We start from the raw sequence: 24,969 nt of genomic DNA, 5'->3' as shown, positions 1-24,969 counted from the left end.
CGTATTATAACCAACTAAAATAGTCAACTATTAGGCCATTACTATGATCCGTATTTCCGATGCTGCACAAGCGCACTTTGCCAAACTGCTGGCAAACCAGGAAGAAGGGACACAAATCCGCGTATTTGTGATTAACCCTGGCACGCCTAACGCTGAATGTGGTGTTTCTTATTGTCCGCCGGACGCTGTGGAAGCCACCGATACCGCCCTGAAATTTGACCTGCTGACCGCGTATGTTGATGAGTTAAGCGCACCTTACCTGGAAGATGCAGAGATTGATTTTGTTACCGACCAGTTGGGTTCTCAGCTGACGCTGAAAGCACCAAACGCCAAAATGCGTAAAGTGGCTGACGATGCGCCGCTGATGGAGCGTGTGGAGTACATGCTGCAATCGCAGATCAACCCACAACTTGCCGGTCACGGTGGTCGCGTTTCGCTGATGGAAATCACCGAAGACGGCTACGCCATTCTGCAATTCGGTGGCGGCTGTAACGGTTGTTCTATGGTCGATGTGACGCTGAAAGAAGGGATCGAGAAGCAGCTGCTGAACGAATTCCCGGAGCTGAAAGGTGTACGCGATCTCACCGAACACCAGCGCGGCGAGCACTCTTACTACTAAGTTACCCTCTCTTTTGTAGATTGCCCGATGCGACGCTAAAGCGTCTTTTCGGGCCGTCTGCCAGGCATTGGCTCGGCAAATCCATCCCTTCGTTTCCCCGCGATAATATGACCAACCTCTCATAATTTAAATTTACCCCGCTCTGGTGATTCTCAAGCACGCAATGTTACCCGTATCATTCCTATGGGCACCAAACACACTCATAACATTTGACTACACTAATTCGTTTTAGGAGTCATCAGCCGTGGTGCCGTTGTATCTCTGTTCCCAGTTGGGACAACCAGGATTTGTCGTCAGAAACTTGACGTTACCCATAACAAATTAAAGGCCAGGTAAATCATGCCATTAGTCATTGTTGCTATCGGTGTAATCTTGTTATTACTCCTGATGATCCGCTTCAAAATGAACGGCTTCATCGCCCTCGTCCTGGTGGCGCTTGCTGTTGGATTAATGCAAGGGATGCCGCTGGATAAAGTTATTGGCTCTATCAAAGCCGGTGTCGGCGGGACGCTCGGCAGCCTTGCCCTGATCATGGGTTTTGGCGCGATGCTGGGCAAAATGCTGGCAGACTGTGGCGGTGCACAACGTATCGCCACCACGCTGATTGCCAAATTTGGTAAAAAACATATCCAGTGGGCCGTGGTACTAACCGGTTTTACCGTTGGTTTTGCCCTGTTCTATGAAGTGGGCTTCGTACTGATGCTGCCGCTGGTGTTCACCATCGCCGCGGCGGCAAATATCCCGCTGCTGTATGTTGGTGTACCGATGGCCGCTGCGCTGTCTGTCACCCACGGCTTCCTGCCGCCGCATCCGGGCCCGACTGCGATTGCTACCATTTTCAACGCCGATATGGGTAAAACCCTGCTGTACGGTACCATTCTGGCAATCCCGACCGTGATTCTCGCGGGTCCGGTTTACGCTCGCGTGCTGAAAGGTATCGATAAGCCAATCCCGGAAGGTCTGTACAGCGCGAAAACCTTCAGCGAAGAAGAGATGCCGAGCTTTGGCGTCAGCGTCTGGACTTCTCTGGTGCCAGTTGTGCTGATGGCGATGCGTGCGATTGCCGAAATGATCCTGCCGAAAGGTCACGCTTTCCTGCCGGTGGCGGAGTTCCTCGGTGACCCGGTAATGGCTACGCTGATTGCCGTGCTGATTGCGATGTTCACCTTTGGTCTGAACCGTGGCCGTTCAATGGATCAGATTAATGACACGCTGGTTTCTTCCATCAAAATCATTGCGATGATGCTGTTGATCATCGGCGGTGGCGGTGCGTTCAAGCAGGTGCTGGTAGACAGCGGCGTGGACAAATACATTGCTTCCATGATGCACGAAACCAACATTTCTCCGCTGCTGATGGCCTGGTCGATTGCTGCCGTACTGCGTATCGCGCTGGGTTCCGCAACCGTTGCAGCAATCACTGCGGGTGGTATCGCTGCGCCGCTGATTGCAACGACGGGTGTTAGCCCAGAGCTGATGGTTATTGCGGTTGGTTCCGGTAGTGTGATTTTCTCGCACGTGAACGATCCGGGCTTCTGGCTGTTCAAAGAGTACTTTAACCTGACTATCGGCGAGACCATCAAATCCTGGTCGATGCTGGAAACCATTATCTCAGTGTGCGGTCTGGTTGGCTGTCTGCTGCTGAATATGGTGATTTGATAATACTGATGGCCGGATGCGGCGTGACCGCCTTATCCGGCCTACGATTCGGCATTAATTAGTAGGCCGGATAAGACGCGTCAAGCGTCGCATCCGGCATCAAACGTACTCTACTTCTTCTTCGCTGCCGCCCTGCGCCGCTTGTCCAGATCCTTAATCAACTTGTTCACCCCATCATCGGCAAACATCGTCTCAAGCGTTGCGGAAAGCTTGCGTCGCCAGTTTTTGTACTGGTAACTGGTTCCAGGAATATTTACCGGTTCCGCCATATCCAGCCAGTCTTCCGGCTGTAGCCCTAACAGGGCGCTGTTGCTGTCGGCAATGTAGCGTTGCAAACCACGATTAAGCGTCGGCGTCATCGCCATCAGCGACGCCTTATGCCCGGTGCGTTTAGGCAGGCAGCCATATTTGTGCAGTGCATCCAGCAGCCCCTGCTTCGCCTGCTCACGATCCTGATACAAACCGCGTAGCACCTCTTCATCCGGATACAGCCCCAGCGTTTTGCCCAGCGTTAAATCACCGCTCTCCCAGTAACCGCGAAGCGTTGGCAGGTCGTGTGTCGCCGCAACTGCCATCGACTGCTCCGGGTACGCTTTCGGCGCGCGGAATGTCTTCTCGTGGTCGCTTTCGAAATAGAGCACTTTATAGGAGTAAACACCGCTACTGCGCAGTTTACCGACAATCTCTACTGGTACAGTGCCGAGATCTTCCCCAATCACCATGCAGCGATGACGCTGACTTTCGAGTGCCAGAATCGAGAGCAGATCATCCACCGGATAGTGAACATATGCCCCCTGATCCGCCGTCTCGCCATACGGTATCCACCACAAACGCAGCATCGACATCACATGGTCAATTCGTAATGCGCCGCAGTTTTGCATGTTCGCGCGCAGCAGCTCGATAAACGGTTCATAGGCGCGCGCGGTGATGATATGCGGGTCCATCGGCGGCAAGCCCCAGTTCTGCCCCAGCGGGCCGAGGATATCCGGCGGCGCGCCAACCGACGCTTTCAGGCAATACAATTCGCGGTCGCACCAAGTTTCTGCCCCACCTTCTGCTACACCAACCGCCAGATCACGATACAAGCCAATCGGCATTTCATAGCCCTGGCTTATCTCCCAGCAGGCGGCAAACTGGCGGTAAGCCAGCCACTGCAACCAGAGATAAAAATCGATGTCATCGCGATGTTCTTCGCAGAACTGACGCACTTCTGGCGAATCCACGTTCTGATACATCTCAGGCCATGCTGGCCAGCCCCAGCGCATTTCGTCTTCTTTCACTTGCTGGGCATGTAGCGCATCAAAGGCTGCCTGCCAAAACAGGCTATCGCCTTGCTCTGCAACAAACTGGCGAAACGCGGTCATCTGCTCATCATCACGTTGCGCGAAACCTTTCCACGCCATCCGCAATGCTGTCATTTTTAGGGCGGTAACCGTGGAGTAATCGACCCAGTCGGCATCCCGCGCCTGTTGCAGCGTCTGCTGCGTGGTCGGCATGTGCCACCAGGCTTGCGCCTCTTCGCTAAGCTGAAAATCTTCAACAGCGTTGACGTCGATATAAATCACGTTCAGCCAGCGGCGAGAAGACGGGCTATATGGGCTGGCGCTTTCCGGGTTTGCCGGATAGAGCGCATGAATCGGATTCAGGCCGATAAACGCTCCACCACGTTTCGCCACATCCACCAGCATAGCTTTGAGATCGCCAAAATCCCCAATACCCCAGTTTTTTTCCGATCGCAGCGTATAAAGCTGAACGCAAGCGCCCCACAGCTTTTGCTTATTGAGCAATGCCTGCGGTTCGTAGCAGCGTTTCGGGGCGACAATCACCCGACAATGAGCACGCTGTTCATCCTGAGTAAGCGTCAGCGTGTGATAACCTTCCGGCAGCTTCGTCGGTAGATTGAACGCGTTACCACCGCTCACGTGGCCTTTGTACTGCGTACCTTCTTCGGTGGTCAGCAACCAGCTAAATTCGCCGCTGCCCTCTACTGCCATTGGCATTTTTTTCCCGGAGGTATACACCATGACATTTGGCACTGGTGTTACCGCCACTTTCGTGGCGGCACTTTGATGCATCGCATCAAGCAAACGCCGTTTGGTTTCGGCGCTAATCGACTGCGGTTTTCCGTGGGCATTGATGTAATTGGGGCTGATCCCCGCCGCCAACGCGGCTTTGTCCAGACGTTTGCTTCCCATCGCGCTTCCTTAGCGTTTTGCCTGCCAGATACGAGCCTGATAATCACGGATTGAGCGATCCGAGCTAAACATACCGCAGCGGGCGGTATTGAGGATCGCCGCGCGAGTCCAGGCCTCCTGGTCGCGGTACAGCACATCCACGCGTTTTTGCGCTTCGACATAAGCCGCAAAGTCCGCCATCACCAGATACGGATCGCCGCCCTGCTTACCGAGGCTATGCAGCATCTGGTCAAACGCGTGTTTATCGCCATCGCTATATTTACCGCTTTCCAGCTCTTTTAATACCGCATCAAGCACCTTATCTTTCTTCCGCCATTTCACCGGATCATAGCCCTTAGCTTTCAGCGCCTTAACCTGCTCCACGGTATGACCAAAGATAAAGATATTCTCTTCACCGACTTTCTCGGCGATCTCCACGTTTGCACCATCCAGCGTGCCGACAGTGAGCGCACCGTTAAGCGCCAGTTTCATATTGCCAGTACCAGAAGCTTCTTTACCTGCGGTGGAGATCTGCTCGGAGATATCCGCCGCCGGGATCAGCATTTCCGCAGCAGATACACAATAATCTGGCAGGAATACAACCTTCAGCTTGTCGCCCACCTGCGGATCGTTGTTGATCACGTCAGCCACTTTGTTGATCGCAAAGATAATATTCTTCGCCAGGTAGTAGCCCGGTGCCGCTTTCGCGCCGAAGAGGAAGACGCGCGGTACGCGGTCAGCCTGCGGGTTTTCACGAATTTCTTTGTACAACGCCAGAATATGCAGCAGATTCAGGTGCTGGCGTTTGTACTCGTGCAGGCGTTTGATCTGAATATCGAAAATCGCCTGAGGATTGATTTCAATACCGGTACGGACTTTCACAAACTCCGCCAGACGAACTTTATTCGCCTGTTTGATCTCGCGATATTGCTGGCGGAATTTCTCGTCATCAGCGAATTTTTCCAGATTGATCAACTGTTCGAGATCGTTAGCCCACTCTTTTTTCAGTGACTTATCCAACAATGCCGCCAGTGCCGGGTTGCACTGTTTGATCCAGCGACGCGGGGTAATGCCGTTGGTGACGTTATGGAATTTGTTCGGCCATAGCTGGTGATATTCCGGGAACAGATCTTTCACCACCAGATCCGAGTGCAACGCCGCCACACCGTTTACCGCAAAGCCGCTTACCACGCACATATTGGCCATGCGAACTTGTTTGTCATGCACCACCGCCAGCTTCGCCCATACCGCTTTATCGCCCGGCCAGGTTTTTTCCACCAGCTTCTTAAAGCGGTTGTTGATTTCGTTGATTACCTGCATATGGCGTGGCAGCAGGGCTTTTACCAGCTTCTCATCCCAGCACTCAAGTGCTTCTGGCATCAGGGTATGGTTGGTATAAGCAAAGGTATTGCTGGTGATTGCCCATGCGTCATCCCAGCTCATCTGGTGCTCATCGATTAGCACACGAAGCAGCTCCGGAATAGCGATAGTCGGGTGGGTGTCGTTCAGTTGAATGACTTCGTAATCTGCCAGCTCGTGCAGTTTACGCCCCGCCAGATGGTGACGACGCAGAATGTCGGCAACCGAACAAGCACACTGGAAATATTGCTGCATCAGACGCAGTTTTTTTCCGGCAGTATGGTTGTCGTTTGGATAGAGCACTTTAGTCAGTTTTTCAGCGTCAATGCCCTGTTGTTCAGCACGCAGGAAATCGCCGTCGTTGAATTTGGTGAGGTTAAACGGATGCGCATGTGTCGCTTGCCATAAACGCAGCGGCTGCGCCACACCATTTCGGTAGCCCAGCACAGGTAAATCCCACGCCTGGCCGGTAATGGTAAATGCGGGCTCCCAACGACCGTCTTTCGTGACCTTGCCACCAATCCCAACCTGCACGTCAAGCGCTTCATTATGGCTGAACCACGGATAGTTACTGCGATGCCAGTCATCTGGCGCTTCCATTTGTTGACCGTCAACAAATGACTGACGGAACAGACCATATTGATAGTTCAGACCATAGCCTGTTGCGGATTGTCCGACGGTCGCCATTGAATCGAGGAAACATGCCGCCAGACGGCCCAGACCGCCGTTGCCCAGCGCCGGGTCAGTCTCTTCTTCCAGCAAATCTGTCAGGTTGATGTCATAGGATTTCAGCGAATCCTGAACAGCCTGATACCAACCGAGATTTAACAGGTTGTTGCCCGTCAGACGACCAATCAAAAACTCCATTGAGATGTAGTTAACATGGCGCTGATTCGCCGTCGGTTTGGCAAAAGGCTGGGCACGCAACATTTCCGCCAGCGCTTCACTCACGGCCTGCCACCACTGACGAGGGGTCATCTCAGCTGCAGAAGTTAAGCCATAACGCTGCCATTGACGTGACAGGGCTTCCTGAAATTGCTTTTCATTAAAAATGGGTTGTGACATAGGAGTTCCAGTTTTCTTAGACATTAAACACAACGTTATCGTTAGTTTGCCAGGCTCCATGTTGACCTTCCTCATCCTACGGGGGATTAGGCGGGGAGGAGTGACGGGGATGAGCAAGAAAATGTGATCGCGAACACTTAAAGGTAGTGCAATCAACTGCAAAAGCATCAGCCCAGTGCCAAAGAGCGCAAAAAAACCGACGATTAACAGTAAGAAAGGGCGTCGCGTATTATCAAAAAGCGGAAAGCCACTCTATAAATTAAGTAAAGCAGCGAAATAGTTTCAGCAATGAAATACCAATCGTGATTCATCTCATTCTTAATAGATTTATTAAGATCATCTTTTTAGATAGACCTTTCATCATGAATTAAGGAAGCATCATTGCTTTAATAACACTATTGAACCATGAGAAAACACCATAAGATCCAGTATCTACGCTGGATCAGCGTAGTTTTAAGATGAAACATTAATAAAGGTTTTGAATTGTGACAGAGTGCAAATTCAGACACATAAAAAACCGTCATCGCTTGCATTGCACAGATTTCTAGCCGACCTTATAACCATTAATTACGAAGCGCAAAAAAAATAATATTTCCTCAATTTCCACAGTGAAGTGATTAACTATGCTGATTCCGTCAAAATTAAGTCGTCCGGTTCGACTCGACCATACCGTGGTTCGTGAGCGCCTGCTGGCTAAACTTTCCGGCGCGAACAACTTCAGGCTGGTGCTGATCACAAGTCCTGCGGGCTACGGAAAGACCACACTCATATCCCAATGGGCGGCAGGCAAAAACGATTTGGGCTGGTACTCGCTGGATGACGGCGATAACCAGCAAGAACGTTTCGCCAGCTACCTGATTGCCGCAATTCAACAGGCCACCAACGGGCATTGCCCCGCCAGTGAAGTGATGGCGCAAAAGCGGCAATATGCCAGTCTATCCTCACTTTTTGCCCAACTGTTTATCGAACTGGCAGAGTGGCACCAGCCGCTCTACTTGGTTATTGACGATTATCATCTGATCACTAACCCAGTGATTCACGAGTCAATGCGCTTCTTTATTCGTCATCAACCGGAAAATCTGACCCTGGTAGTTTTGTCGCGCAATCTTCCGCAACTGGGTATTGCCAATTTGCGTGTACGTGACCAACTGCTGGAAATTGGCAGCCAGCAACTGGCGTTTACCCACCAGGAAGCCAAGCAGTTTTTTGATTGCCGTCTGTCTTCGCCCATTGAAGCCGCTGAAAGTAGCCGGATTTGCGATGACGTTTCTGGTTGGGCAACGGCTTTACAATTAATCGCCCTCTCCGTCCGACAGAATACCCACTCTGCGCACAAATCCGCACGTCGCCTGGCGGGCATTAATGCCAGCCATCTTTCTGATTATCTGGTCGATGAAGTGTTAGATAACGTTGATCTGGCAACACGTCATTTCCTGCTGAAAAGTGCCATTTTGCGATCGATGAACGATACGCTAATCACCCGCGTGACAGGTGAAGACAACGGGCAAATGCGCCTCGAAGAAATTGAGCGTCAGGGACTGTTTTTGCAACGGATGGATGATACCGGCGAGTGGTTCTGCTATCACCCGTTGTTTGGCAACTTCCTGCGCCAGCGCTGCCAGTGGGAACTGGCGGCGGAACTGCCCGAAATTCATCGTGCCGCTGCAGAAAGCTGGATGGCGCAAGGTTTTCCCAGCGAAGCTATTCATCATGCGCTGGCCGCGGGCGACGCGCTGATGCTGCGCGATATTCTGCTTAATCACGCCTGGAGTCTGTTCAACCATAGCGAACTGTCACTGCTGGAAGAGTCGCTCAACGCCCTGCCGTGGGACAGCCTGCTGGAAAACCCACAGCTGGTGTTGTTGCAGGCGTGGCTGATGCAAAGCCAACATCGCTATGGCGAAGTGAACACCCTGCTTGCACGTGCCGAGCATGAGATCAAGGACATCAGAGAAGGCACCATGCACGCAGAATTTAACGCTTTGCGCGCCCAGGTGGCGATTAACGACGGCAATCCGGATGAAGCTGAACGGCTGGCAAAACTGGCACTGGAAGAACTGCCTCCGGGCTGGTTCTACAGCCGCATTGTGGCAACCTCCGTGCTTGGCGAAGTGTTGCACTGCAAAGGTGAATTGACCCGTTCACTGGCGTTAATGCAGCAAACCGAACAAATGGCACGTCAGCACGATGTTTGGCACTACGCCTTGTGGAGTTTAATCCAGCAAAGTGAAATTCTGTTTGCCCAAGGGTTCCTGCAAACTGCATGGGAAACACAGGAAAAAGCGTTCCAGTTGATAAACGAGCAGCATCTGGAACAGTTGCCGATGCATGAGTTTCTGGTGCGCATCCGTGCACAGCTGCTATGGGCCTGGGCGCGGCTGGATGAAGCCGAAGCCTCGGCACGAAGCGGGATTGAAGTCTTGTCGTCTTATCAGCCGCAGCAACAGCTTCAGTGCCTGGCAATGTTGATCCAATGCTCGCTGGCCCGTGGCGATTTAGATAACGCCCGTAGCCAGCTAAACCGTCTGGAAAACCTGCTGGGGAATGGCAAATATCACAGCGACTGGATCTCTAACGCCAACAAAGTCCGGGTGATTTACTGGCAAATGACCGGAGATAAAGCGGCTGCCGCCAACTGGCTGAGCCATACTGCGAAACCAGAGTTTGCGAACAATCACTTCCTGCAAGGTCAATGGCGCAACATAGCCCGCGCACAAATCTTGCTGGGAGAGTTTGAACCGGCGGAAATAGTCCTCGAAGAACTGAACGAAAACGCCCGCAGTCTGCGGTTAATGAGCGACCTCAACCGTAACCTGCTTTTACTCAATCAGTTGTACTGGCAAGCCGGGCGTAAAAGCGACGCCCAGCGTGTGTTGCTGGATGCATTAAAACTGGCAAACCGCACTGGATTTATCAGTCATTTTGTTATTGAAGGCGAAGCGATGGCGCAGCAGTTACGTCAGCTGATTCAACTCAATACGTTGCCGGAACTGGAACAGCACCGCGCACAGCGTATTCTGCGGGAAATCAATCAACATCATCGACATAAATTCGCTCATTTCGATGAGAGTTTCGTTGAACGTCTGCTAAATCATCCGGAAGTGCCAGAACTAATCCGCACCAGCCCGCTGACCCAGCGCGAATGGCAGGTGCTGGGGCTGATTTACTCCGGTTACAGCAACGAGCAAATTGCGGGCGAGCTGGAAGTCGCGGCGACCACTATCAAGACGCATATCCGCAATCTGTACCAAAAACTCGGCGTCGCCCACCGCCAGGCTGCGGTACAACACGCGCAGAAACTGCTGAAGATGATGGGGTATGGAGTGTGAATTTAGCCGGATAACGCGCCAGATCCGGCTGACATCTCTGCATCATTCAACGCTCACTCGCGTTACGCCGTCTGTTTCTATCAGACTGAACCGCACGGGCAAGAAACGCTCCACCACCGCAATATTGGTCAGCAGATGGCATGAGGGATGGGCGACCGTAAATTGTCCCGCGCCCGCCAGCGCCATTGGCAACACTAGCTGGTCAGCAAGATATTCCCCCACCGCCGCCGTGCTTGCTAGGTAGCGCTTCACCTCTTTTATCAGTTGTGCCGCGACCACTTCGGCGCTGACGCGCTTTTCACCGACGACGAAAAAGCGTTCGGTAATATTTTCACTTTCGACTTCAAGCGAGACGGTATTACCCGGCCCCTGGTCGCGCGGCAGGTTATGAATATTCTGCTCATGCAGGGAAAAACTCCCCGCCAGCGTAGCGATTTCACGTTCAGCGACATGCCTCGGCACGCCAGCCAGTAACACCTCACCACGCATCCGCGTAATGTTTCCGCGCTCGCCAAGTAGCAAGGTGTTAAACGATGTCACGGGCGCGACTTCCGTTGCCACCACCCCGCCTCCGGCAGGATAAAAACCGTGGCGTAATAGTGTGGTTTGCTGATGAATTCCTATTTTCGCCAGCAGCGGCTCCAGCACCCGGCGCATAAAATCCGCAGGCGGGGCCGACGGGTTATCGGTGCCGCCGCTCACTTCAACACGCGAAGGCCCATCGGCAAACCACAGCGCGGGCAGCACCGTTTGCAGCACCAGCGTACAACTTCCGGCGCTACCGATAGCAAAGCGATAATCGCCGCCACGCACGTTACCGGGCCGAAAGACCAGGCGCTGCGACCCCAGCTCCGCGCCTTCCACCGTTGCTCTGCAAATTTCCGTCGCCGCCTTTACCGCCGTCAGATGCTGGCGCAACAGCCCCGGTTTCGCCCGTCCGGCACGAATGCCGGTGATGGTAAATGGCTTGCCGGTTATCATCGACAGGCTCAGCGCCGAGCGCAGGATCTGCCCGCCGCCTTCGCCCTGTGCGCCATCCAGCGCAATCATCCTTTTCATCATTTATCCTTTTACGCACACCACCTGACGCAGGGTATAGATAACTTCCACCAGATCGCTTTGTGCCGCCATCACCGCATCAATATCTTTATACGCCATCGGGATTTCGTCGATCACTTCGGCATCTTTACGGCATTCCACATGCGCGGTGGCTCGAATTTGGTCTTCCACGCTGAACAGTTTTTTCGCTTTAGTACGGCTCATTACCCGTCCGGCACCGTGGCTGCACGAACAGAACGACTCTTCATTTCCCAGCCCACGGACGATAAAGCTTTTCGCCCCCATCGAACCGGGAATAATTCCATATTGACCAGCACGCGCAGACACCGCCCCTTTACGCGTCACATAGATCTCTTCGCCAAAGTGCTGTTCTTTTTGCACATAGTTGTGGTGACAGTTGATCTCTTCCATCGCCAGCGTTTGCGGCTGTCTTACCTTTTTCTGCGTAACGCTCTGCAACGCCGTTACCACGTTTTCCATCATCGCATCGCGGTTAAGGCTGGCAAAAAGTTGCGCCCAGGCCACGGCTTTCAGGTAATCATCAAAGTATTCCGTACCTTCCATAAAGTACGCCAGGTCACGCGATGGCAGCGTTTCAAGCTGGTCCTGCATCTCTTTTTGCGCCAGATCGATAAAATAAGTTCCGATGGCGTTACCAATTCCGCGTGAACCGGAGTGCAGCATAATCCACACCTGATCCGACTCATCAAGGCAGATTTCAATAAAGTGGTTACCCGTTCCCAGCGTTCCCAGATGTTTATAGTTATTGGTATTCAGGAAACGCGGATATTTTTGCGTTAGCCACTGATAACCGGCTTCCAGCTCAGCCCATTTCGCATCGACGTTAACAGGTGGATTTTCCCAGGCACCTTTATCACGTTTACAACGTCCGGTAGTACGCCCGTGCGGCACGGCCGTTTCAATTGCCTGACGCAGCTCCGCCAGGTTTTCAGGCAGGTCTGCCGCCGTTAACGCAGTACGCAGTGCATTCATTCCACAACCGATATCCACACCCACCGCTGCCGGAATAATCGCCCCTTTGGTCGGGATCACGCTACCAATGGTGGAACCTTTACCCAGGTGTACATCAGGCATTACCGCAATATGTTTGAAAATAAACGGCATCTTCGCCGTATTAATAAGTTGCTGACGCGCATCGGCTTCTACCGGCACGCCTTTGGTCCACATTTTTACCGGGGCATTTTCAGTGGTCAGTAATTCGTAATTCATTTTGTTTTTCTCTTTTCGTTGGTATGTCCTGATAATTGCAACCGTCGTGCCAGAAAATTAAATAAGCAGATTAATTTTTTAATTCATTGTTTTAAAAAAGATTATGTCTTTACGTCCGTAACCGGAGATTTCCCGCAAAGCCAATTTACCGATAATGAAATATCGTCTTTTATAAGGATATCTAAGATGCGTAAAACAGTGGCTTTTGGCTTTGTCGGAACGGTGCTGGATTATGCCGGGCGCGGCAGTCAGCGCTGGTCAAAATGGCGTCCGACGCTCTGTTTATGCCAGCAAGAATCGTTGGTGATCGATCGGCTGGAATTGTTGCACGATGCCCGCTCGCGCTCGCTGTTTGAAACGCTTAAACGCGATATCACCAGCATTTCGCCAGAAACAGAAGTAATGGGCGTTGAGATTGAACTGCATAACCCGTGGGATTTCGAAGAGGTTTACGCCTGCCTGCATGACTTCGCCCGTGGCTACGCATTCCAACCTGATAAAGAAGACTATTTAATTCACATCACCACCGGCACCCACGTTGCACAGATTTGCTGGTTTCTGCTGGCGGAAGCGCGTTACCTGCCCGCCCGGCTGATACAATCTTCACCACCGCGCAAAAAAGAACAACCGCGCGGCGCAGGTGAAGTGACGATCATCGATCTCGATTTAAGCCGTTATAACGCCATCGCCAGCCGCTTTGCTGAAGAACGCCAGCAAACCCTCGATTTCCTCAAATCCGGCATTGCCACGCGTAACCCCCAATTCAACCGCATGATTGAGCAGATCGAAAAAGTGGCGATTAAATCCCGCGCGCCAATTCTGCTTAACGGCCCGACTGGCGCAGGTAAGTCATTTCTGGCGCGACGCATCTTTGAATTAAAACAGGCACGGCATCAGTTTAGCGGCGCGTTTATAGAAGTGAACTGCGCCACCCTGCGCGGCGATACCGCCATGTCAGCGCTGTTTGGTCATGTAAAAGGCGCGTTTACCGGGGCGCGGGAATCGCGTGAAGGATTATTACGCAGCGCCGACGGCGGGATGTTGTTTCTTGATGAGATTGGCGAACTGGGCGCAGACGAACAGGCAATGCTGCTGAAAGCCATTGAAGAGAAAACCTTTTACCCGTTTGGCAGCGATCGCCAGGTGAGCAGTGATTTTCAGCTTATCGCCGGAACGGTGCGCGATTTGCGCCAGCTGGTTGCCGAAGGCAAATTTCGCGAAGATCTGTACGCGCGGATCAATCTCTGGACCTTCACCCTGCCGGGTCTACGCCAGCGCCAGGAAGATATTGAACCGAACCTGGATTATGAAGTGGAGCGCCACGCCGCGCTCACCGGCGACAGCGTGCGTTTTAACACCGAAGCGCGGCGTGCCTGGCTGGCCTTTGCGACATCTCCCCAGGCAACATGGCGCGGTAACTTTCGCGAGCTTTCTGCCAGCGTCACGCGGATGGCAACCTTTGCCACTAGCGGACGCATCACTCTGGAAGTGGTTGAAGATGAGATAAACCGTCTGCGCTATAACTGGCAGGAGAATCGCCCTTCCGCGCTTACGCAGCTGCTGGGCGCTGAAGCGGAAAACATCGATCTCTTCGACCGTATGCAACTGGAACGCGTTATCGCTATCTGCCGCCAGGCAAAGTCGCTTTCTGCTGCCGGACGTCAGCTTTTTGATGTTTCGCGCCAGGGCAAAGCCAGCGTCAATGACGCGGATCGGCTACGCAAATACCTGGCGCGTTTTGGTCTGACGTGGGAAGCCGTGCAGGATCAGCACAGCTCCAGTTGAATATGGTGGTCCGTCAGCACCTGCATCACGCTTACTGGCGGCGGGGCGTCGGTGTAGACGGCATCTACCATGCTGATGCTGCCCATATTGACCATCGCGTTACGGCCAAATTTCGAGTGATCGACAACCAGCATAACGTGACGCGAGTTCTCAATAATGGCGCGTTTGGTGCGAACTTCGTGGTAATCGAACTCCAGCAGCGAGCCGTCGCTATCGATGCCGCTTATCCCCAGAATGCCGAAATCAAGGCGGAACTGGGAGATAAAATCGAGCGTCGCTTCGCCAATGATCCCGCCATCGCGGCTGCGTAATTCGCCACCGGCGAGAATAATGCGAAAATCTTCTTTTACCATCAACGTGTTAGCAACGTTGAGATTGTTGGTGACAATGCGCAAATTGCTGTGATTGAGCAGCGCGTGCGCCACCGCTTCCGGCGTGGTGCCGATATCGATAAACAGCGTCGAGCCGTTGGGGATTTGCTCCGCCACTTTACGGGCGATGCGCTCTTTTTCTTCGGTCTGGGTGGCCTTGCGATCGTGCCACGGCGTGTTAACCGAACTGGAAGGCAGCGCCGCACCGCCATGATGGCGCAGGATCAGGTTTTGCTCTGCCAGCTCGTTGAGGTCGCGGCGAATAGTCTGCGGGCTGACGGAGAAATGTTCTACCAGCTCTTCGGTGCTGACATAACCCTGCTGTTTAACCAGTTCGATAATACCGTTGTGACGTTGTGTTTGTTTCATTTATAAATCCCTGGAATTATTTTCGTTTTCGCGCATTGAGCGAATCAACAAAAGCCATCGCTAAACCCACGGCTAACCCGGCGATGTGTGCTCCGTTCGCCATCGACATCCCAAACAAATCAAACCATCCGGCGACAATCCAGATCAGCGCGAAGATGATTAACCCACGTTGCAGGTAAATGCCACTTTGCGGATCGCGTTCGCCACGTAGCCAGACGTAGCCCATCAGCGCATACACCACGCCAGAAAGCCCGCCAAACCACGGCCCGCTGAATTTTTGCTGCACATAGCCACTTAACAGGGCGCTAATGAGAGTAATGACAATTAGCTTACCGCTACCGAGGCGTTTTTCCACCGCACCGCCGAGATACCACCACCAGAGCAAGTTAAAGAGGATATGCATTAGTGAGAAATGCATTAACGCATGGGTGAAGTAGCGCCAGAACTCAAATTTCAGCGTCGGATCGAATGGCCAGGCCAACCATAGCATCACGTCCTGATCGCCAAGGATTTGCATGGCGATAAACACCAGCACGCAGGCGATCATCATCACCCAGGTTACCGGACCTGCACGTTCACGCAAGGCAGCAAAGAAAGGATAACGGCGATAATGCAGGCCACTGCCGATATGGCCCGCCTGCCAGCTGGCAGCGAGATAACGCGGATCAGCCGGGTTTTCGAGAAAACGCGCCAGCTCCGCCCGCACACGTTCAGCCTGGGATTCATCCGCCAGCCAGACATCGCTTTGATTATGTTGTTGAATCGTGAGGATAACACCCTGCGTCGCCATGTAATCGACAAACGCCTGCGCCACGCGGGGGTTAGCAAAAGAGGTAATCATCAACATTGTTGCTGTCGCTTATTCCACACAAAAGGGGACAGTATAAAGCCTTACGCGCCGTACGCCACCTCTGTGGGAAACTGACGTTGCCAGGCTTCAAAACCGCCATCAATGCTATAGACCACATCGTAGCCCTGTTGCAGCAGATACTGCGCCGCGCCTTTGCTGCTATTACCGTGGTAACACATCACCATCACCGGCGTATCGAAGTCGTTATCACGCATAAACGCGCCCAGTGTGTCGTTAGTCAAATGGAAAGCCTGCGCCGCATGCCCCATTGCGAAACTCTGTGGATCGCGAATATCGACCAGCACCGCCTCTTTTTCCTGCAACTTCTGGTGCGCGTCGGCAACGTTAATACATTCGAACTGATCCATGCGTCTCTCTTTCTTTACAAACAAGTGGGCAAATTTACCGCACAGTTTACGTCGAAGCGGCAGATAAACGCCATAATGTTATACATATCACTCTAAAATGTTTTTTCAATGTTACCCAAAGCGCGATTCTTTGCTAATATGTTCGATAACGAACATTTATGAGCTTTAACGAAAGTGAATGAGGGCAGCATGGAAACCAAAGATCTGATTGTGATAGGTGGCGGCATCAATGGTGCTGGTATCGCGGCAGACGCCGCTGGACGCGGTTTATCCGTGCTGATGCTGGAAGCCCAGGATCTCGCTTGCGCGACCTCCTCCGCCAGTTCAAAACTCATTCACGGTGGCCTGCGCTACCTTGAGCACTATGAATTCCGACTGGTCAGCGAGGCGCTGGCCGAACGTGAAGTGCTACTGAAAATGGCGCCGCATATCGCCTTCCCGATGCGTTTTCGCCTGCCGCATCGCCCACATCTGCGCCCGGCGTGGATGATTCGTATTGGTCTGTTTATGTACGATCATCTGGGCAAACGCACCAGCCTGCCGGGATCAACCGGTTTGCGTTTTGGTGCAAATTCGGTGTTAAAACCGGAAATCACGCGCGGATTCGAATATTCCGACTGTTGGGTAGACGACGCCCGTCTGGTGCTCGCCAACGCCCAGATGGTAGTGCGTAAAGGCGGTGAAGTGCTTACTCGTACTCGTGCCACTTCTGCTCGCCGCGAAAACGGCCTGTGGATTGTGGAAGCGGAAGATATCGATACTGGCAAAAAATATACATGGCAGGCGCGCGGCCTGGTTAACGCCACTGGCCCGTGGGTGAAACAGTTCTTCGACGACGGCATGCATTTGCCCTCACCTTATGGCATTCGCCTGATCAAAGGCAGCCATATTGTGGTGCCGCGCGTGCATACCCAAAAACAAGCCTACATTCTGCAAAACGAAGATAAACGTATTGTCTTTGTGATCCCGTGGATGGACGAGTTTTCCATCATCGGCACTACCGATGTAGAGTACAAAGGCGATCCAAAAGCAGTGAAGATTGAAGAGAGTGAAATCAATTACCTGCTGAAAGTGTATAACACGCACTTTAAAAAGCAGTTAAGCCGGGACGATATCGTCTGGACCTACTCCGGCGTGCGCCCACTGTGTGATGACGAGTCCGATTCGCCGCAGGCTATTACCCGTGATTACACCCTTGATATTCATGATGAAAACGGCAAAGCACCGCTGCTGTCGGTATTTGGCGGTAAGCTGACCACCTACCGCAAACTGGCGGAACACGCGCTGGAAAAACTAACGCCGTATTATCAGGGCATTGGCCCGGCATGGACGAAAGAGAGCGTGCTGCCGGGTGGTGCCATTGAAGGCGACCGCGACGACTACGCAGCTCGTCTGCGCCGCCGTTACCCGTTCCTGACCGAATCGCTGGCACGTCATTACGCGCGCACTTACGGCAGCAACAGCGAGCTGCTGCTCGGCAGCGCAGGGGCGATAAGCGACCTCGGGGAGGATTTCGGTCATGAGTTCTACGAAGCGGAACTGAAATACCTGGTGGATCACGAATGGGTCCGTCGCGCCGACGATGCCCTGTGGCGTCGCACAAAACAAGGCATGTGGCTGAATGCGGAACAACAGTCTCGTGTGAGTCAGTGGCTGGTGGAGTATACGCAGCAGAAGTTGTCGCTGGCGTCGTAAACTAACGTAAGGTGGCCAGGTCAGATTTCAATCTGACCTGAGACTGATGATAAACAAAAAACCTGCCTGATGCGCTACGCTTATCAGGCCTACGTGATTTATGCAATACATTGAATTTGCACGATTTTGTAGGCCGAATAAGGCGTTCACGCCGCATCCGGCATGAGCAAAGCGCACTTTGTCAACAATCTGAGGTCAAATTTCAATCTAACCTACTTTTTGATTCAGGGAATTACCGCAAAGCCCACGCCATCATACCCAACGTAACAAAACTCAGACACATTACCCACTCGCCCCACTTCTTCCTCTGGCTTCTATTTTTGCTACGCCACTGGCAATAATATCCCAACGCAAAACCAAGCTGTGCACTTATCGGGCCGACAAAGCCAGTCCACGGTTGGGACCAAAATGGCGAAAAATTCAGTGGGAGCCAGACGACTGTCAGAAAGAAACTGCGCATATTTTCCAGCAAAGCAATTTGCGCTGGCGCGACATAAAAAATGATATTCCACAGGAGCAACCAGAAATAAACTGGTGCGAATACCAGCCAACAATGGAGTCTGCTTTTCAATTCAGATTGAGTTCTGCGAGCAAATTGCCAACCGACGCAGCACATTACACAGAAGAAAAGCGCATATTCGACCGATAACCAAAGTTGTAATTCCAGAAATGAAATACGCCTGATCATGAGCGGGATAGAGAACAGTATCTCCTCCAGAAAACTCAGCGTTATAACAGAAGCAGCCAGCGCAACTACCGTCGGCCATATCAACAACGGTACAATAATAAAGCCGAGAATTAGCGGGGGAATATAAAGTCTGATTTTATTCATCTTTATTGTCCTGATGATTCGGATGATGCGTCATACATCGCGCATAAACACTCATCAACCATCCAGTCATCTTCCCAGACCTGATATCGTGTGCCCTGTTCAGGCTGTTTAAGCGGGTTTTCAATCGCTTGCCGCGCGCGTTCTTTCAGGATGGATTGCTTGTTGTCAGCCCAGGTATTGATTTGGGCGGTAATAGCTTTATCGTCATCATCCTGCTCAAAGCTGCTATTTGTTCCTGCTGACTCAGGCAATATTCACAACAAACCACACATTGCTTCGGCACTGGATAACGGTGAAAGGTGTGATATATCTGCTCAATTAATGCCTGCATGGCGGGGCTGGGTTGCATAATTATCCTCTCACCCGCTGGTCGCGTGTAACCGGTTGATAAACAAAACGAGCATTCGCCGCGTTCAGGCGAATAATAGTAGTATCCATATTATTTCTCCTGCTTTAAGGTTGCGTTTTATACAGCGGCACATATCCCACATCCTCTACCAATTGCTGTCCCTGCGGGCTTAAAAACCAGTCGACGAATTTCTGCGTCTCCGGCGTGGGGGTTTCACGCGTCACCATATAAGCATCAATTATGTACGGATAAGTGCCGTTACGGATATTTTCCTCTGTAGGCGCAACACCGTTTATAGCCAGCAGTTTGATCTGTTTGCGCATTTTGAGCATATTGTCATTCATACGTGTGACGTAATAGTGGAAGGTGTATCCAATGGAAGATGGTGTGTTTTGATAGTCGGCGACTTCGGTAATTAAACCGCCCATAAGATCAATAACAGTGGATTTTTTGGCTGGCAGCATTGGAGTGTCTTGCATAACCAGTCCCTTCATAACCGTTTGGCTTCCTGAATCTTCTGGCCGCTGCCAGACTTTTATGCGGTCGTCACCACCGCCTACTTTATTCCAGCGACTCACTTTACCGCTAAAAATGTCTTTGACCTGCTGTTCGCTAAGCGAATTAACCGGGTTTTTGATATCAACGATAAAGACAAAGGCTTCGCGGGCAAACGCGGTATATTTCAGCTTAACTCCCGCTTCTTCTGCACGTTTTTTCTGTCCTTCAGAAGGTTGCGCGACAAAAATAACTGTCGCAGTACCTTTAATCAGACTATCGTAGGCTTCCGCTGTTCGGGTTTGCTGTAAACCATACGCCTGCCAGGCCAGCGAAGTTTGATCCGCATCTTTCGGCTCCGGTACTAATTCATAATATGCAGAAGCATACAGCGGGTATAAAGCTGTTGCACCGTACACTCTCGGCCATCTTGACCAATCATCGCTGTAATGTAATTCAGGTTCTCCCCGCAGAGAAGTCAGTCCCCGACTCTCTTCTTCCCTGACACTGTTATAGTAGGCTTCCCGGTCGGCGCATCCCGCCAGTAATACTGCACCTAACAGTAAAACGCCTGTGAATTTATTCATCGCGCTGATTCCTTTGCATCGAATTTTATTTCATTGTTGGATACATCGGCACATATCCCACATCTTCCACCAGGCTCTGCCCTACCGATGGCTAAAAGCGGGCTAATCCGTTTCTGCACTGACTCACATATCACTGATATTCCACCCGTAAAACAGCCAGGGCGTTATAACGCCCCGCGGCAGGTAGTCGCCCTGTGGTACTGACGGGGAGAGACAGAAAAGTCACGTCTGCCGTCTGAGCGGATGCTGCCCGGTTTTCTATTAACTTAAATGGTACTCCAACATGAGTAGCAAGAGCGTTCAAATCTACGGACTCCTGTTGGCTATCCATAATCATAATGCCAACGTCTGGGTTATCCTCCGCCTGAAGAATACTTTGCCGACCGTTAACATCTCTCGTTGATGAAATATTGCCATCAAAAACCAGCGTCATTACGGCATCAATATCTTTGTTCGTACAATTGATCGGAATAGTGGTTGCAACTGGAGAAATACCTGTTGGCTTCACTCCAGCGCCAGCCCGACTTAACTCACTAGCCCAGACATCAGGCATATTAACGGTAAAACTGGTGCCCTCATTAATTGTGCAGCCTTGTGGAACCTCAATATTTAAGTTGCCAATATAAGCATTAAATACAGGAACGGGGCCATGTTCAGTTGGGAACTGGCTAACGTACAAAGAAACTAGTAGCACACTATTTATTGAGACATCGGATATTATTTTTTTATCCAGTCTGATTTTTATATATCCCTCTGTTCCTGAGGTCCAATCAGATGGTTTACTTCTGTCTGCTGGATAATTGGTGCTATAGTTATCAAAAGGTACTGTTTTATCTGTCATTGTGCCATTTTTATTATAGAGTTTTATATGTGTCGAGACAGATATTTCATGAGTCAGAGGAATAAATATATCGCTCCCCTGATGATCACCAGATGCTCCCGACGGGTCAATTCCAGACACACCGGAAAAATAAACTTCATAATCATCAAGAGAATTGCAATATGCCTTATAACGCCCTATTTTCCAGTTCTGCGTTGGTAATACCGTTCCAGGAGAGTTATTATTAACATCAGAGACAGTAATAGTACCAAAATTATAAGAAAATACTGCTGGCGTACTGTTATTACCAGGAGAACCAGGATAACAAAAAGCGCGATCACGTCCCATATCTTCAGCATACACAATGTTATAGAAATTACTGATTAAAAGAATAGAAAATATAAAAATTGCTTTTACATTTCCCCAAAAACAAGTAAACATCATGCCTCTCCAGTTATCCATGTATCGCTGCTGTACCCATAGCATTATTTTGCAAAACATTTAATTTCACACTCCATACAGGTAAAGCATTATTGTAAAGATCCAACGTCTGCCAATTAATCTCGCAATATCCTTGCCCCTGACACCAATTCTGTTGACGATGGCTAAATGGTGCGACCATGCCACCATTTATGTTTTTACCATCAATAGATAAATTATAGAGTGTCACATACCAGGGTGTAGGATTAAAAACAGTGACAGCCTCATTGCTTCGCGACCAGCGTAACTGCTGATAAGCGTTAAGTGGATTACCTGATAACGCCTCCGGGCGATAAAATATTTTCATCCGGTTGCGTACAGCTACCTGGAGTTGATTTTCGTGCTTAAGCTGTGAGTCTTGTTCCTGAGCAGGTAACGCAGCAACATTCAGTATAAATAAACTCTCACGATCTGTAGGTAACTGACCACCTACGCGATTAATTCTTATTTTGGTATTTTTATCTTGTTTAAGTACCAATAATGGTGGCGTAGCAATAAATGCCTTATCTGGAAGTAAAGGCTGAGATTCTACTGTCCCATTTAACTGACGTCCATCATCAGGTATCACGGAAATTTTAACCAGCATATCTTTACTGGCAGTATTTTTAAGCTCGACCGAAATTGATGACTGCTTTTCTGGGTAAACAAAACGGGTACCGCCAACGACAACCCCTGCTTGCGCATTTACGCAACATATTAAAAAGCATATCAGCACATTAATCATAAGTGACGATAAAGGAAACTGATGCATTCGCATCTCCTGGTTGTACATCATTTTTTATCGCTTTATAAGCAGCAAAGAAATGCAATGTATTATCTACCAATGGCGTAAGGGCATAACTGGTACTTTTTATACCATTACTAATACTTTGTTTGTTGTTATCATAAATAGCCAGTGCTAACCCCTCAACAGATCCCTCTTCCAGTTTATACAGAGTGGTATCTTCACTCACAGATGCTCCATCAAATTTGATATTGGCATTACTGACATCACTGCCACATCGGGTTAATTTTATAGAGAAGTCAATTTTTTCAGTGATATCCCCTGAATTTTTAACCCTATAACTGGGAACATCAGGCATGTTAACCGTGAAATTTTTAGACTCATCGGCAACAATACAAGTCTTTGCCGTTATTATTCCTTCTATACGTACAATACCTGCATGCGTTGTATCATCAGCAATGGATGGTATTGATATCACGGAGAATAACAGAGCAATTAAATTCCAATAGCGCGTCATATTATCCTCACTGATAGTCTATATCAAAGTACAACAGTGCATTCGCCTGCCCCGCATGTACGTTTTGCTGAGTTGACTTATAGCGGAGTTTAAAGGCCAAACTGGCATCGCCATTATTATCTAAAACTAATTCCCGGAAGCCTGACTCACCATTAATTGCTATAATTTTATCATTGCTATCTAAAATTTCGACGCCCACTCCAGTTGCACTATCTGCACTGGAAGTAAGGCGTAATAAAGTGGTATTGATAGCATCAGTATCTCCAGTAAACCGCACATTAGCACTTACTCCTGAACTATAAACAGTACTGGTTGTTGTAGGACAACCTTCCAGATTGATCGTAAATGTATGGCTGCCAGAAACATCCCCTACATTCAAAAAATCATTGACGTCATAAGTTCCCATGTTTACTGGCTGGTCTTTACTTCCAGCTGTAATATCACACGTTTTTGCTAATAATTGTCCTGTAAATGTGACTACTACGGTATCGTTAGCCTGTGCATTATATGAAACCACCATCATGGATAATGAAGTGAAAATTAATAAAATAAATTGCTGTAATATATTCATCAGCGGCACTCCAGATTTGCATAGCTAATAGCATTATCTAGCTCACTTTCCGGTAATTGATAGCTTGCCTGACATTGCTGATAAGAACTTTCTCCCCACTGTATATTTATTATGCCTTGCAAAGGCAAACCAGAGAGATAAACCTGCCCACTGTCACCCACTATTCCTGTAATCTGAGTGGTTCCCTCAGTGGGTACACTGGCCGTCGCACCAAATGGAACTGGTTTATTACGATAGCTCAAATTAAATAAAGCACGAATACCGACATGGGCATTAAACTCAGCGCGAACTAAAGCGCCTTTACTGGGTATCACTTCCATGCTAGTGGCATCTAATTCTGTATGCATGTTCATAGACATAGGGTCTAAAGAGATATTATTACGCCGATATTCCGTGGCATAAGGTACGACAGCATAGCCACGCCAGTCTGTCTTAACCCCCGTTCCGCGTTCCACATTTACATTGTTTGCCCCAGGTGCTTTTATCAGTATATTTGTTTCACCTAACGGCTGACTTAGCGTTAAACCATTTTCGTGAACAACCATGGCACCACTTAAACCATAGTTAAATTGCTGGTTACCATTATTATCGTAGCTGTATCCGGAATTTAGTGAACCATAAGTACCACGGTAATTTAAACCTACCGAGCCATTTCCGGTATTATTCTGATTGGCAAAATTTTGTTGAATATTATAGTTGAGATTATGTTGTTCCAGCAGTGAGCCAGATACTCCAGCATACTGATTCACATGACCGCTATTATCCTGACTGTAACCATAGGTCGCTGTCATAGAATTTGTCGCAGTGCGCCCATCGACTGCTGGTGATAACCAATTGCTGATCGGCAATGATATATTGACGGATAAGATTCTGTCCGCATCTGAACCTGGTGATTTGCTGTAATTATAAGCAATGTTTAAATAAACCCCATGCACACTCGTATTATAGCCAGCCTGGTATAAGGTATCTTTATTATTCGTATTCCAGTAAGTTTGTTGACTCGCTGCCAAATACATAGAGCCATATTCGCCCAATGGTTGCGATATATTTGCCTGAAATTTTCCTTTTTTGTTATAACGTAAATTATAAAAATCATTCCAGTTATAAACATAGTCTTTTTCATTAAGGGTATCAGGATCGATAACCGTACCTGACATTTGTTTGTATGTGGTATCACTCAACGAATAAAATCCCTCCGTCGAGTAGCGATAACCAATAATCTGAAAAGCTGTACCTGTTTGCACTAACGATTTTGAGTATAGAAAACGGTACGATTGCCCTTGATGTTTACTGCCATCAGCAAGTGTGCTATTGGCTTGCGTCAAATCAAATGAGGTCGCACCAAACATACCAAGGTTGAACCCAAGCCCGAGTGCTATTGCCCGATAATTATTAGAGTATTGTATCCCTCCATAGGCGGTAATATCCCAGGGTAACCCCCAAATCACATCGCCTTGAAAGATATTCGGATTATTTTGATTATAGCTATTACTACGATATTTACCGGCCGTCGCAGAATATTTTATATGTCCTTCGCGTTGAAGGATGGGTACAGCGGCGTAAGGAATAGTATAGATAGTTTCGGAATTATCAGACTCTTTGATCGTAACTTCCAAATCCCCTGCGGAAGACGTAGGGTTCAGATTGTAGTGGCATAGTAAATTT

The 24,969-nt window shown here is 49.9% G+C and carries 19 protein-coding genes and 1 pseudogene; 5 read left to right on the top strand and 15 right to left on the bottom strand.

What is annotated here, in order from left to right; genetic code table 11:
* Nucleotides 1–43: 43 nt before the first annotated feature.
* Both nfuA and gntT read left to right on the top strand, forming a co-directional pair.
* On the top strand, nt 44–619 hold the full coding sequence (nfuA, locus tag FEK43_RS20835; protein WP_000619389.1) for a Fe-S biogenesis protein NfuA: 576 nt from the start codon (nt 44–46) through the stop codon (nt 617–619).
* Nucleotides 620–958: 339 nt separating this feature from the next.
* Nucleotides 959–2,275, top strand: coding sequence for a gluconate transporter (gene gntT / locus FEK43_RS20830; RefSeq protein WP_001131743.1), 1,317 nt, complete (start codon nt 959–961; stop codon nt 2,273–2,275).
* Nucleotides 2,276–2,385: 110 nt separating this feature from the next.
* On the opposite strand, the gene malQ is transcribed toward gntT, so the two are convergent.
* Together malQ and malP are read right to left on the bottom strand one after the other, a co-directional pair.
* Nucleotides 2,386–4,470: a 4-alpha-glucanotransferase gene (gene malQ, locus FEK43_RS20825; RefSeq protein WP_130261035.1), complete on the bottom strand. Its 2,085-nt coding sequence runs from the start codon at nt 4,468–4,470 to the stop codon at nt 2,386–2,388.
* Nucleotides 4,471–4,479: 9 nt separating this feature from the next.
* Nucleotides 4,480–6,873 (bottom strand): maltodextrin phosphorylase, encoded by a 2,394-nt coding sequence (gene malP / locus FEK43_RS20820; RefSeq protein ID WP_135408058.1) that lies wholly within the window; start codon nt 6,871–6,873, stop codon nt 4,480–4,482.
* A 623-nt stretch (nt 6,874–7,496) separates the two neighbouring features.
* Here malP and malT point away from each other — a divergent pair.
* A complete protein-coding gene (gene malT / locus FEK43_RS20815; protein WP_130261037.1) occupies nt 7,497–10,202 on the top strand; it encodes an HTH-type transcriptional regulator MalT in 2,706 nt (901 codons plus the stop codon).
* 42 nt (nt 10,203–10,244) lie between these two features.
* Here the strand turns inward: malT and rtcA are convergent, their stop codons facing one another.
* Nucleotides 10,245–11,261: an RNA 3'-terminal phosphate cyclase gene (gene rtcA, locus FEK43_RS20810; protein WP_135408060.1), complete on the bottom strand. Its 1,017-nt coding sequence runs from the start codon at nt 11,259–11,261 to the stop codon at nt 10,245–10,247.
* 3 nt (nt 11,262–11,264) lie between these two features.
* Nucleotides 11,265–12,491, bottom strand: a complete 1,227-nt coding sequence (gene rtcB / locus FEK43_RS20805; protein ID WP_135408063.1) for an RNA-splicing ligase RtcB — start codon at nt 12,489–12,491, stop codon at nt 11,265–11,267.
* Between the two features lie 186 nt (nt 12,492–12,677).
* Between rtcB and rtcR the strand changes: the two genes are divergently transcribed.
* Entirely contained in the window at nt 12,678–14,276 is a 1,599-nt protein-coding gene (gene rtcR / locus FEK43_RS20800; RefSeq protein WP_135408066.1) for a DNA-binding transcriptional regulator RtcR, read from the top strand.
* Here the strand turns inward: rtcR and FEK43_RS20795 are convergent.
* The 3 genes from FEK43_RS20795 to glpE are packed head-to-tail and all read right to left on the bottom strand — an operon-like array spanning nt 14,258 to nt 16,234.
* Nucleotides 14,258–15,016: a DeoR/GlpR family transcriptional regulator gene (locus FEK43_RS20795; RefSeq protein ID WP_000815099.1), complete on the bottom strand. Its 759-nt coding sequence runs from the start codon at nt 15,014–15,016 to the stop codon at nt 14,258–14,260. The two genes, rtcR and FEK43_RS20795, sit on opposite strands and share 19 nt — an antisense overlap.
* Before the next feature lie 16 nt (nt 15,017–15,032).
* Nucleotides 15,033–15,863: a rhomboid family intramembrane serine protease GlpG gene (gene glpG, locus FEK43_RS20790; protein ID WP_135408068.1), complete on the bottom strand. Its 831-nt coding sequence runs from the start codon at nt 15,861–15,863 to the stop codon at nt 15,033–15,035.
* Nucleotides 15,864–15,907: 44 nt separating this feature from the next.
* Nucleotides 15,908–16,234 carry a thiosulfate sulfurtransferase GlpE gene (gene glpE / locus FEK43_RS20785; RefSeq protein WP_130221378.1) on the bottom strand — a complete coding sequence of 109 codons (327 nt, stop codon included), beginning with the start codon at nt 16,232–16,234 and terminating at the stop codon, nt 15,908–15,910.
* Between the two features lie 189 nt (nt 16,235–16,423).
* Between glpE and glpD the strand changes: the two genes are divergently transcribed.
* Complete coding sequence (gene glpD, locus FEK43_RS20780) at nt 16,424–17,929, top strand: glycerol-3-phosphate dehydrogenase (RefSeq protein WP_135408070.1); 1,506 nt, start codon at nt 16,424–16,426, stop codon at nt 17,927–17,929.
* Between the two features lie 232 nt (nt 17,930–18,161).
* On the opposite strand, the gene FEK43_RS20775 is transcribed toward glpD, so the two are convergent.
* The 8 genes and pseudogenes from FEK43_RS20775 to FEK43_RS20740 form a co-directional block, all read right to left on the bottom strand.
* Entirely contained in the window at nt 18,162–18,761 is a 600-nt protein-coding gene (locus tag FEK43_RS20775) for a hypothetical protein (RefSeq protein ID WP_135408073.1), read from the bottom strand.
* A 2-nt stretch (nt 18,762–18,763) separates the two neighbouring features.
* Nucleotides 18,764–19,110 (bottom strand): annotated as a pseudogene (locus FEK43_RS20770) (hypothetical protein).
* Between the two features lie 104 nt (nt 19,111–19,214).
* Nucleotides 19,215–20,192 carry a PstS family phosphate ABC transporter substrate-binding protein gene (locus FEK43_RS20765; RefSeq protein WP_135408075.1) on the bottom strand — a complete coding sequence of 326 codons (978 nt, stop codon included), beginning with the start codon at nt 20,190–20,192 and terminating at the stop codon, nt 19,215–19,217.
* A gap of 130 nt (nt 20,193–20,322) precedes the next feature.
* Complete coding sequence (locus tag FEK43_RS20760) at nt 20,323–21,453, bottom strand: fimbrial protein (RefSeq protein ID WP_171020822.1); 1,131 nt, start codon at nt 21,451–21,453, stop codon at nt 20,323–20,325.
* A 13-nt stretch (nt 21,454–21,466) separates the two neighbouring features.
* On the bottom strand, nt 21,467–22,243 hold the full coding sequence (locus FEK43_RS20755) for a molecular chaperone (protein ID WP_135408078.1): 777 nt from the start codon (nt 22,241–22,243) through the stop codon (nt 21,467–21,469).
* On the bottom strand, nt 22,209–22,733 hold the full coding sequence (locus tag FEK43_RS20750; RefSeq protein ID WP_130209027.1) for a fimbrial protein: 525 nt from the start codon (nt 22,731–22,733) through the stop codon (nt 22,209–22,211). Before FEK43_RS20750 ends, FEK43_RS20755 begins: the two co-directional genes overlap by 35 nt.
* Before the next feature lie 7 nt (nt 22,734–22,740).
* Nucleotides 22,741–23,304, bottom strand: a complete 564-nt coding sequence (locus FEK43_RS20745) for a fimbrial protein (protein ID WP_135408080.1) — start codon at nt 23,302–23,304, stop codon at nt 22,741–22,743.
* On the bottom strand, nt 23,304–24,969 hold a 1,666-nt coding region (locus FEK43_RS20740), incomplete at its 5' end, for a fimbria/pilus outer membrane usher protein (RefSeq protein WP_138158700.1). The genes FEK43_RS20740 and FEK43_RS20745, both read right to left, overlap by 1 nt.

Source organism: Escherichia sp. E2562 (assembly GCF_005781075.1).
GTDB lineage: Bacteria > Pseudomonadota > Gammaproteobacteria > Enterobacterales > Enterobacteriaceae > Escherichia.
Note: the sequence above shows the minus strand (reverse complement) of the source record. Positions and strands in the feature narration are given on the sequence as shown.

Bases quoted from the DNA above. Each gene is read 5' to 3' on its own strand.
- nfuA (WP_000619389.1), top strand. From the start codon at position 44: ATGATCCGTATTTCCGATGCTGCACAAGCGCACTTTGCCAAACTGCTG.
- gntT (WP_001131743.1), top strand. From the start codon at position 959: ATGCCATTAGTCATTGTTGCTATCGGTGTAATCTTGTTATTACTCCTG.
- malQ (WP_130261035.1), bottom strand. From the start codon at position 4,470: ATGGGAAGCAAACGTCTGGACAAAGCCGCGTTGGCGGCGGGGATCAGC.
- malP (WP_135408058.1), bottom strand. From the start codon at position 6,873: ATGTCACAACCCATTTTTAATGAAAAGCAATTTCAGGAAGCCCTGTCA.
- malT (WP_130261037.1), top strand. From the start codon at position 7,497: ATGCTGATTCCGTCAAAATTAAGTCGTCCGGTTCGACTCGACCATACC.
- rtcA (WP_135408060.1), bottom strand. From the start codon at position 11,261: ATGAAAAGGATGATTGCGCTGGATGGCGCACAGGGCGAAGGCGGCGGG.
- rtcB (WP_135408063.1), bottom strand. From the start codon at position 12,491: ATGAATTACGAATTACTGACCACTGAAAATGCCCCGGTAAAAATGTGG.
- rtcR (WP_135408066.1), top strand. From the start codon at position 12,678: ATGCGTAAAACAGTGGCTTTTGGCTTTGTCGGAACGGTGCTGGATTAT.
- FEK43_RS20795 (WP_000815099.1), bottom strand. From the start codon at position 15,016: ATGAAACAAACACAACGTCACAACGGTATTATCGAACTGGTTAAACAG.
- glpG (WP_135408068.1), bottom strand. From the start codon at position 15,863: ATGTTGATGATTACCTCTTTTGCTAACCCCCGCGTGGCGCAGGCGTTT.
- glpE (WP_130221378.1), bottom strand. From the start codon at position 16,234: ATGGATCAGTTCGAATGTATTAACGTTGCCGACGCGCACCAGAAGTTG.
- glpD (WP_135408070.1), top strand. From the start codon at position 16,424: ATGGAAACCAAAGATCTGATTGTGATAGGTGGCGGCATCAATGGTGCT.
- FEK43_RS20775 (WP_135408073.1), bottom strand. From the start codon at position 18,761: ATGAATAAAATCAGACTTTATATTCCCCCGCTAATTCTCGGCTTTATT.
- FEK43_RS20765 (WP_135408075.1), bottom strand. From the start codon at position 20,192: ATGAATAAATTCACAGGCGTTTTACTGTTAGGTGCAGTATTACTGGCG.
- FEK43_RS20760 (WP_171020822.1), bottom strand. From the start codon at position 21,453: ATGTTTACTTGTTTTTGGGGAAATGTAAAAGCAATTTTTATATTTTCT.
- FEK43_RS20755 (WP_135408078.1), bottom strand. From the start codon at position 22,243: ATGCATCAGTTTCCTTTATCGTCACTTATGATTAATGTGCTGATATGC.
- FEK43_RS20750 (WP_130209027.1), bottom strand. From the start codon at position 22,733: ATGACGCGCTATTGGAATTTAATTGCTCTGTTATTCTCCGTGATATCA.
- FEK43_RS20745 (WP_135408080.1), bottom strand. From the start codon at position 23,304: ATGAATATATTACAGCAATTTATTTTATTAATTTTCACTTCATTATCC.